Annotated in this window: 10 protein-coding genes; 7 read left to right on the top strand and 3 right to left on the bottom strand. The window is 42.1% G+C overall.

Translation table 11 applies throughout. The features are described 5' to 3' along the window. The 7 genes from rpsM to HNQ43_RS08385 form a co-directional block, all read left to right on the top strand. Positions 1-171 (top strand): 30S ribosomal protein S13 (gene rpsM / locus HNQ43_RS08415; RefSeq protein ID WP_183376749.1); only part of this gene is annotated, 171 nt, incomplete at its 5' end. A gap of 18 nt (positions 172-189) precedes the next feature. Further along, positions 190-579, top strand: coding sequence for a 30S ribosomal protein S11 (gene rpsK / locus HNQ43_RS08410; protein WP_022789336.1), 390 nt, complete (start codon positions 190-192; stop codon positions 577-579). 14 nt (positions 580-593) lie between these two features. Beyond that, entirely contained in the window at positions 594-1,544 is a 951-nt protein-coding gene (locus tag HNQ43_RS08405; protein ID WP_183376747.1) for a DNA-directed RNA polymerase subunit alpha, read from the top strand. 11 nt (positions 1,545-1,555) lie between these two features. Further along, positions 1,556-1,918 (top strand): 50S ribosomal protein L17, encoded by a 363-nt coding sequence (gene rplQ, locus HNQ43_RS08400; protein WP_183376745.1) that lies wholly within the window; start codon positions 1,556-1,558, stop codon positions 1,916-1,918. A gap of 22 nt (positions 1,919-1,940) precedes the next feature. Then, a complete protein-coding gene (locus HNQ43_RS08395; RefSeq protein WP_183376743.1) occupies positions 1,941-2,858 on the top strand; it encodes a DMT family transporter in 918 nt (305 codons plus the stop codon). Then, a complete protein-coding gene (locus tag HNQ43_RS08390) occupies positions 2,859-3,758 on the top strand; it encodes a ketopantoate reductase family protein (RefSeq protein ID WP_183376741.1) in 900 nt (299 codons plus the stop codon). An 11-nt stretch (positions 3,759-3,769) separates the two neighbouring features. Then, entirely contained in the window at positions 3,770-5,002 is a 1,233-nt protein-coding gene (locus tag HNQ43_RS08385) for a DUF1015 domain-containing protein (protein ID WP_183376739.1), read from the top strand. Between the two features lie 13 nt (positions 5,003-5,015). Here HNQ43_RS08385 and HNQ43_RS08380 read toward each other — a convergent pair whose 3' ends face one another. From HNQ43_RS08380 to serC, 3 genes are read right to left on the bottom strand one after another with little or no spacing between them, the layout of a single operon-like run. Next, complete coding sequence (locus tag HNQ43_RS08380) at positions 5,016-5,801, bottom strand: PHP domain-containing protein (RefSeq protein WP_183376737.1); 786 nt, start codon at positions 5,799-5,801, stop codon at positions 5,016-5,018. Then, positions 5,798-6,970, bottom strand: a complete 1,173-nt coding sequence (locus tag HNQ43_RS08375; RefSeq protein WP_183376735.1) for a phosphoglycerate dehydrogenase — start codon at positions 6,968-6,970, stop codon at positions 5,798-5,800. The genes HNQ43_RS08380 and HNQ43_RS08375 overlap by 4 nt, the downstream gene beginning before the upstream one ends. Continuing rightward, entirely contained in the window at positions 6,958-8,052 is a 1,095-nt protein-coding gene (serC, locus tag HNQ43_RS08370) for a 3-phosphoserine/phosphohydroxythreonine transaminase (RefSeq protein WP_183376733.1), read from the bottom strand. The genes HNQ43_RS08375 and serC overlap by 13 nt, the downstream gene beginning before the upstream one ends. Positions 8,053-8,133: the final 81 nt, after the last annotated feature.

The following is an 8,133-nucleotide window of genomic DNA, read 5'->3' as shown; positions in this document are numbered from 1 at the left end:
GAAGGGGATCTGCGAAGAGAAGTGCAGCTGAACATCAAGCGACTGATGGAGATCGGATGCTACCGCGGGATGAGACATCGTCGAGGATTGCCGGTACGCGGACAAAGAACGAAGACCAATGCGAGAACACGCAAAGGGAAAGCGAAGACGGTCGCGAACAAGAAGAAGTAGAAAGGAAGAGTGTAGAGAATGGCAAAAGTACAAAGAAGAGGGAAACGCCGCGTTAAGAAGAATATAGCGCGAGGATGTGCCCATATCCACTCAACTTTCAACAATACGATTGTGACGATCACAGACGAGAGTGGAAACGCAGTGGCATGGAGCAGTGCAGGAGCGCTGGGATTCAAGGGAAGCCGCAAGAGCACACCATATGCAGCCCAGTTGGCAGGGGAAGCAGCCGGGAAGGCAGCGATGGACCATGGGATGAAGACGGTGAGTGTAGAAGTAAAAGGACCGGGGCCAGGACGAGAAGCAGCGGTCAGAGCATTACAGGTAGCCGGACTGAGCATCACGATGATCAATGACGTGACGCCGATCCCACATAACGGATGTCGTCCGCCAAAACGACCTCGTGGATAGAAAGGAAGCGCCGAATGCAGGAATTTGAAAGAGCATTATTCCATAAAGAATCCGTAGATGAAGAAAACTATCAAGGCTCTTATGTATTCGAGCCTTTGGAAAGAGGATTCGGAACGACAGTCGGAAGCAGTCTGTGCAACGTCATGTTGTCTAATCTTCCGGGCTGTGCAATTATTGGATATCGTGTAAAAGGACTTGATAAAGAACGAGTGCATATTGAAGGTATCTTAGAAGATGTAACGACATTGTCTTTACATATCAAAGAGTTACGCTTTCATTGTGAAGGGGATGAAGTTTATACACTTCATATCTCAAAAAAAGGACCAGCAACGATCCAAACAGCGGATATCATCTGTCCGGAAAATGTTAGCTTGTGTGACTCTGAACAAGTGATTTGTAATCTGGAAAAGGGATATGCCTTAGAGATGGATCTGTTTGTAACGAATGGATTAGGATATAAAAGTGCTTTAGAGAATCAAAAAGAGTACCAGTTAGATGAGGATACGATTGCTCTGGATGCTCTATTTACACCAGTTCGTTCTGCTGAATACTTATCAGAACCAGCTCGAGTCGGACAAGATGCCAAATATGATAAGGTACATATCTCAGTACAGACAAATGGAACGATTACCCCTTTGCAGGCCATCAGTCAGGCTGCAGGTGTGTTGGTTGAACATTTTGATCAGATCGTCCCATTAGCTGGCTTACATCTGGAAGAAAGTTTTGTCGTACAACAGCCTCATGAAGAAGATGTAAAAAGAGTGAATACGATGATGATTGAAGATCTGGATCTCTCCGTTCGTTCTTATAACTGCTTGAAACGCGCAGGGATCCAGACAGTAGATGAGCTCACCCAAAAAACTGAAGATGAAATGATGCATGTAAAAAATCTGGGAAAGAAATCTTTAAAAGAAGTGAAAGATAAAATGTACCAGTTGGGCTTATCTTTTAAATCGTATGAGTAGGAGAGTATCGTATGTGGAATCGTAAATTAGGACGTACCGCAGATCATAGAAAAGCTTTGTTGAGAAACATGGCGACTTCACTGATCGAGAGCGGACAGATCGAGACAACAGAAAAGAAAGCCAAAGAACTTAGTGCCGTTATGGACCAGTTAGTGACATTGGCAAAGCGCAATGATCTGCATGCCCGTCGTCAGGCCGCAAGCTTTGTACGGAACGTGGAAGTGGATGAAGAAGGAACGACTGCACTGCAGAAGCTGTTCAATGAGATAGGGCCGGCTTATGCAGACCGAAACGGAGGGTATACTCGCGTGATCAAGACAAGGATCCGCAAAGGGGATGCTGCTCCTATGGCAATCGTACAATTTGTGAAGTAGAGCAATCTACTTCCTTTTTCTTATGCAGAAAACATTTTGGAAACGGCGCAGCGTGTTGATTTTAACGGCTATCTTCTGCTGTGCTTTATGGGGCAGTGCAGTCCCTTTTATAAAAACCGGATATCAATTATTTTCTATATCTGCTTCGGATACCCCGAGCATCTTGTTGTTTGCGGGATTGCGGTTTACTTGTTCGGGAATCTTGGTATTGCTTATAGGAAGCTTGATTCAAAAGCGGCTGCTTTTACCGACGAGGACAGCCGTGAGGTCCATTCCTGTTTTGGCTTTTTTTCAGACCGCCGGACAATACTTTTTCTACTATATTGGTTTAGCGCATACCAGTGGCGTCAATGGATCGATCATCAGCGGAACCAGCGCTTTTTTCGCTTTGCTTATCGCAAGCTTGTTGTTTCATTATGAACGGTTGGATCTTCGCAAAGTGATTGGCTGCCTGTTAGGTTTTTTTGGTATACTGATTATGAATATACAAGACCTACAGAGCATCTCTGGCTTGGGAGATGGGTTTGTGCTGATTTCGCAGATCTGTTCTGCTCTGAGTGCTGCTTTTATCAAAAAGTTTACGAAAACCGATGACGCAGTGATGCTGAGCGGATATCAGTTCTTTTTAGGAGGCATTATATTAGTCCTCATTGGGTCTTGCATGGGCGGTCATTTGACATTGACCAATATAGCTGGGATCGGGGTCCTGCTCCATCTGGCATTCGTTTCGGCTTGTGCATATACCTTGTGGGGGATCTTATTATCGAATCATCCAGTAAGCCAAGTAGGAATCTTTAGCTGCCTCATACCTGTAATGGGAGTTCTATTGAGCGCGTTCATGTTACAGGAAACGCAACAAGCATTCTCATTTTCAAGTTTGATTTCTTTGCTTTTGATCGTATGGGGTGTAGGGCTGGTCAATGCCCGAGAGGAGAATTAAATGATCCAAAAAGTTGGAATTGTCGGACGAGGAGCTATCGGTGCTTTATACGGAACACTATTATTAGAACATGGATGCCATGATGTGGTATTTATCGTTGATCCGGATCGTAAAAAGAGATATGAACAACAACCGTTGGAGGTAAATGGAGAATTTCCCGATTTTCAATACGTCACTTCAGGGGAATCACTGGATTTGATCATGATCTGTACTAAATATTCAGGATTATCGGCTGCTATTCAGGAGATTGCACCTTTTGTGAATCAAGATACCATCATACTCTCGTGTCTGAATGGAATCCGCAGTGAAGAAGAGTGTCGTAAAGTTTATGGAGAAGATGCAGTGATTCGCTGTATTGTGCAAGGTATGGATTCTACTTATTTAAATCATGCAGTAGATTATTCTCATGTTGGAGAAATCTTGTTCGGCAGTGAAACGCCTCAACAACGATCAAAAGTAGAAGATCTAAAACAATTTTTTTCAAGATACTCGATTCCTTATCGAGAATGTGAAGATATTGTTCGGGAACAATGGAATAAATTAATGTTGAACTGCGGGATCAATCAAGTGTGTGCAGCTCATCAAGTAGGATATGGAGGATGCCAGGATCATCAGCCTTATCAAGCTGAATTTGTTGCGGCAATGAAAGAAGTTCAAACTGTGGCTAACGCAAAAGGAATTTCTTTAACCGATCAAGATATACAAGATTGGATTCAACTGGTCAATTCACTTCGGCCTGAAGGATTGCCGAGCATGGCGCAAGATATCTTAGCTCATCGAAAAACGGAACTGCCGTTATTTTCTCTGACGATCATACCAATGGCAAAAGAACTTTCTATTCATACGCCAGTATTAGAGAAATTGTGCAGCCAGATTCTGGAGTTGGAGAAGAATTTTTAAGGAGGAAGGATATGAAACCTTGTTTTCAAAGAGGAACCTTTTATTTGCCGAATGCATCTGTTGATCCTGCCTGCTGGGCTGTCATTGCTTGTGACCAGTATACGAGCCAGCCGGAGTATTGGAAAACAATAGAAAAAAGGATAAAAGACAAACCTTCTTGTCTTCATTTGATTTATCCTGAAGCTTTTCTGTCGCAAGGAGATCAAAGAATTCAAACTATCCAGCAAACTATGGAACGATATCTTCAAGAAGGTATTTTAGAAGAAAAGATCCAGAATGGATTTGTTCTGTTGAAACGATCAACTCTTTCAGGGGATCGATACGGATTGGTCGGCATCATTGATTTAGAGGCTTATGATTATGACCCGCATACAGACTGCCCGATCCGTGCAACAGAGGGAACGATCGAATCGCGTATTCCGCCTCGTGTGCGAATCCGCCAGAATGCCTTGCTTGAACTTAGCCATGTCATGGTTTTGATCGATGATCCGCAAAAACAGTTGATCGAAGAGCTGGCAAGCCAGAAAGCTGCATTTCCCGTTTTATACGATTTTGACTTGATGATGGATGGAGGTCATCTTACAGGGTATGCGATCCAGGGAGCAGATGCCGAAAAAGTAGAAGCTACATTGTATAGGATGCAAGAAGACTCTAAAGGGTTATTCTTAGCTGTGGGAGATGGCAATCATTCATTGGCAACAGCCAAAGCTTGTTGGGAAAAAGTTAAGGTCCACCTCAATGATCAACAGCGGGCGAATCACCCGGCTCGTTTTGCGATGGTAGAGCTAGTGAATCTTCATAGCCCTGCATTGATTTTTGAACCGATTCACCGCATTCTATTTCATACGGATCTGGAAGATTTATATCTGGGCTTTGAAAAATACTGTCAGGCACAAAAAATTGAGATCCAGCAGGGAAATGAGATTTATTTCCATCAAGGATCAACTGAGAAAAAAATTAGTCTTGTGAAGTCGGATGACCGATTGCCGATCGATGTCTTACAAGATTATCTGGATTCGTATTTGAACGATCATCCCCAAGCTTCTATCGATTATATACACGGACAAGAAGCGATGATGGCATTATTACAGGATACGTCAAATTGTGGAATCTTTTTAGATCGTATCGATAAGAATTCCTTGTTTTCAGCGATTATGGCTGGGGGAGTTTTGCCTCGCAAGACATTTTCAATGGGAGAAGCGGATGAAAAACGCTTTTATATGGAAGCCAGAAAAGTACGATAAAAAAAGGAGCTCATCACAGAAATTGAGCTCCTTTTAATTCATCATAAGCCATGGCAACATGCGCTGGGTAATGGGCATCGCTGGCCCAAACGATAGGGACATGGTACTGTTTGAGAATTTTTCGGAAAGCAGGACACAATCCGATTTCAGGATGATTGTAGCGATAATAAGCACCTGTATTATCTTCCATGCAGACATGATGTTCTTTTGCCAATTGTGCCAACTTTTCATAAGTTGGATGTAAATCATAACCGGGGTCTAGTTGATACAGCTTGATCACATCTGGATGTCCGATTTGATCAAAGAGATCAGAGGCAATACATTGTGCCAATTCTTGATAATATTTTTTATATATTATCGAGGTATCCATTTTTTCCCAAACTAATTCTTCGCTGAAGGCTCCAATATCGTATAAAAAATGGTCTATGGAATGAACGCTTCCTACAAAAAAATCCAATGGGAGGCCAGGAAGAATGGAACGAAGAAAGGGCTCTCTTTCTTTTTCGTAACAAACTTCCAATCCCCAAGAAACCTTTAAAGGCAACTGTTCCTGTTCGATCTCATCTTTAAGCTTAAGTAGATCTTGAATTGAGTTTTTCTGTTTCTTTTCAAACCATATCTTTTGTCTAGGATCTGCCTGGCATATATCATCATACATTTCTCGGAATTCATAAAATCGATGGGTATGATCGAGAAGTTGCAGATGTTCGATTCCTTTCTCTAGGGCAGTGTCTATGAATTCAAATACATATTCTTTGCTCAGAGGTCCATTTTCCAAATGTACATGAGCATCGATCATAGAGGTTGTCTCCGATACGTTCTGGCTTTTACAACACCTGGAATGGCTTCGATTTTTTGGATCGTTTCCGGACTGGCTTCCTTATCAAGATCCAGGATCGTATAGGCAATCTCATTACGAGATTTGTTCATTAAGTTTTCAATATTGGCATTATCGTGAGATAGTGAATTTGTGATCTGGGAGATCATTTTTGGAACGTTGTGATGGATCACACAGATGCGGAACGGAGCGTTGAAATCCATATAACAGTCAGGGAAATTCACAGAATTTCGAATGTTTCCGTATTGCAGATAATGCATGGTTTCTTGTGCTGCTTTGATGGCACAGTTTTCTTCACTTTCGGCAGTGGAGGCGCCTAAATGCGGGATGGCAATCACGTTTGGATGATTGACTAGCTCAGGGGTTGGGAAGTCTGTGACATATTTTGCCACTTTCCCGGTATTCAAAGCTTCCAAGATATCATCGTTATTGACTAAGCCGCCACGGGCAAAGTTCAAAATCTTGACTCCGTCCTTCATTTGAGCAATGGTCTCTTTATTGATGGTATTTTTGGTTTTTTCATTTAATGGAATATGAATCGTGATAAAGTCACTATTTCGAAATAAATCATCTATGTCGCTATCATGATGGACATACCGCGACAAGTTCCATGCGGCATCTATGGACATAAAAGGATCATAGCCGCGAACCTTCATGCCAAAACGAAGAGCCAAGTTGGCAACTTGGACACCAATGGCTCCGCATCCGATGACACCCAATGTTTTTTGATTCAATTCGGTCCCTGCATATTTTTTCTTTTGTTTTTCCATGTCTTTGGCAAGGTTTTCATTGTTTTGTTGAGTCTTTGCCCATGAGATTCCTCCATAGATATCACGAGACGCAAGCAACATACCGGCAAATACAAGTTCTTTGACGGCATTGGAATTCGCTCCCGGGGTATTGAAAACTACGATGCCGCGTTGTGTACAAGCATCGATGTCAATATTATTAGTACCAGCTCCCGCCCGAGCGATGCACTTTAAGTGATCGCTATATTCGATATTATGAAGATTGGCGCTTCGAACCAGGATCGCATCTTCATTTTCGATGTCATCTCCGACTTCATAATCTGCTGTGAACTGTTGAATTCCAATAGGAGCAATATTATTGTAAAGTTTTATTTTGTACATGCGTTGAGATTCTCCTTTTCAAATTTTTTCATAAATTCAATCAAAGCTTCAACCCCTTCGATTGGCATCGCATTATAGAGGCTGGCGCGCATGCCGCCGACCGTTCGATGCCCTTTCAGGTTTACTAAACCAGCTTCTTTGGCTTCTTTGACAAATTTTTTATCCAAATCAGCGTTTCCTGTCACAAAAGGAATATTGGTATAGGAACGGTCCTCTTTGACGACAGGGTTAGAATATAGCTTTGAAGAGTCAATATAATCGTAAAGCATTTTGGCGCGTTTACGGGACAATTTTTCCATTTCGTCTAAACCGCCAATTTCTTTTTCTAACCATTCCAATACTAGACCAACCATATAGATGGAATAACAAGGAGGTGTATTGTACATTGAGTCATTGTCTGCATATGTTTTATAATCCAATAAAGAAGGAATATTCTCTTTGGCATGACCAATCAGATCTTTTTTGATAATCACGATCGTGACGCCGGCAGGCCCCATGTTTTTCTGGGCTCCCGCAAAGATCAGATCGTATTTTGAAACATCGGTCTTTTCACTAAGAATACAGCTGCTGAGATCGGCAACGAGAAGTTTTCCTTCGTGAGGAGGCAATTCTTTATATTTCGTTCCATAGATCGTATTGTTTTCGCAGATATACAAATAATCGCTATCAGGACTCAAATCATTCTGTGTGATTTTGGGGATATATGTGAAGTTTGCATCAGCACTGGATGCGATCACATGAGTTGTCCCCAGTTTTTCATGCTCCATAATGGCTTTCTTCGTCCATTGTCCGGTATTGATGATATCGGCGCTGTGCTTTAACAGATTTAAAGGAACCATGGAAAACTGCATTGTTCCTCCGCCTTGACAAAATAAGATCTCGTAGTCTTCTGGAATGTTCATCAAACGACAAAGACGCTCTTTACATGTATCCAGGATGGATTGAAATTCAGAAGAGCGGTGGGACATTTCCATAACGCTCATACCGCTTTCATGTGCATCCAGCATTTCCTCCGCCGCTTTTTTTAGGACCCATTCGGGTAGACAGGCCGGGCCTGCACTAAAGTTATAAACTCTTGTCATAGTTTCATCATACCTTTCGTGTAATACCCATTATTATACGAGCGAATTCTTAAAAATCAAGCAAAATGTTCAAAAAATAAA

The sequence above is a fragment of the Faecalicoccus acidiformans genome (assembly GCF_014202635.1).
Classification (GTDB): Bacteria; Bacillota_I; Bacilli_A; order Erysipelotrichales; family Erysipelotrichaceae; genus Faecalicoccus; species Faecalicoccus acidiformans.
The sequence above is the reverse complement of the archived record's forward strand: the minus strand, read 5'-3'. Positions and strand labels throughout refer to the sequence as shown.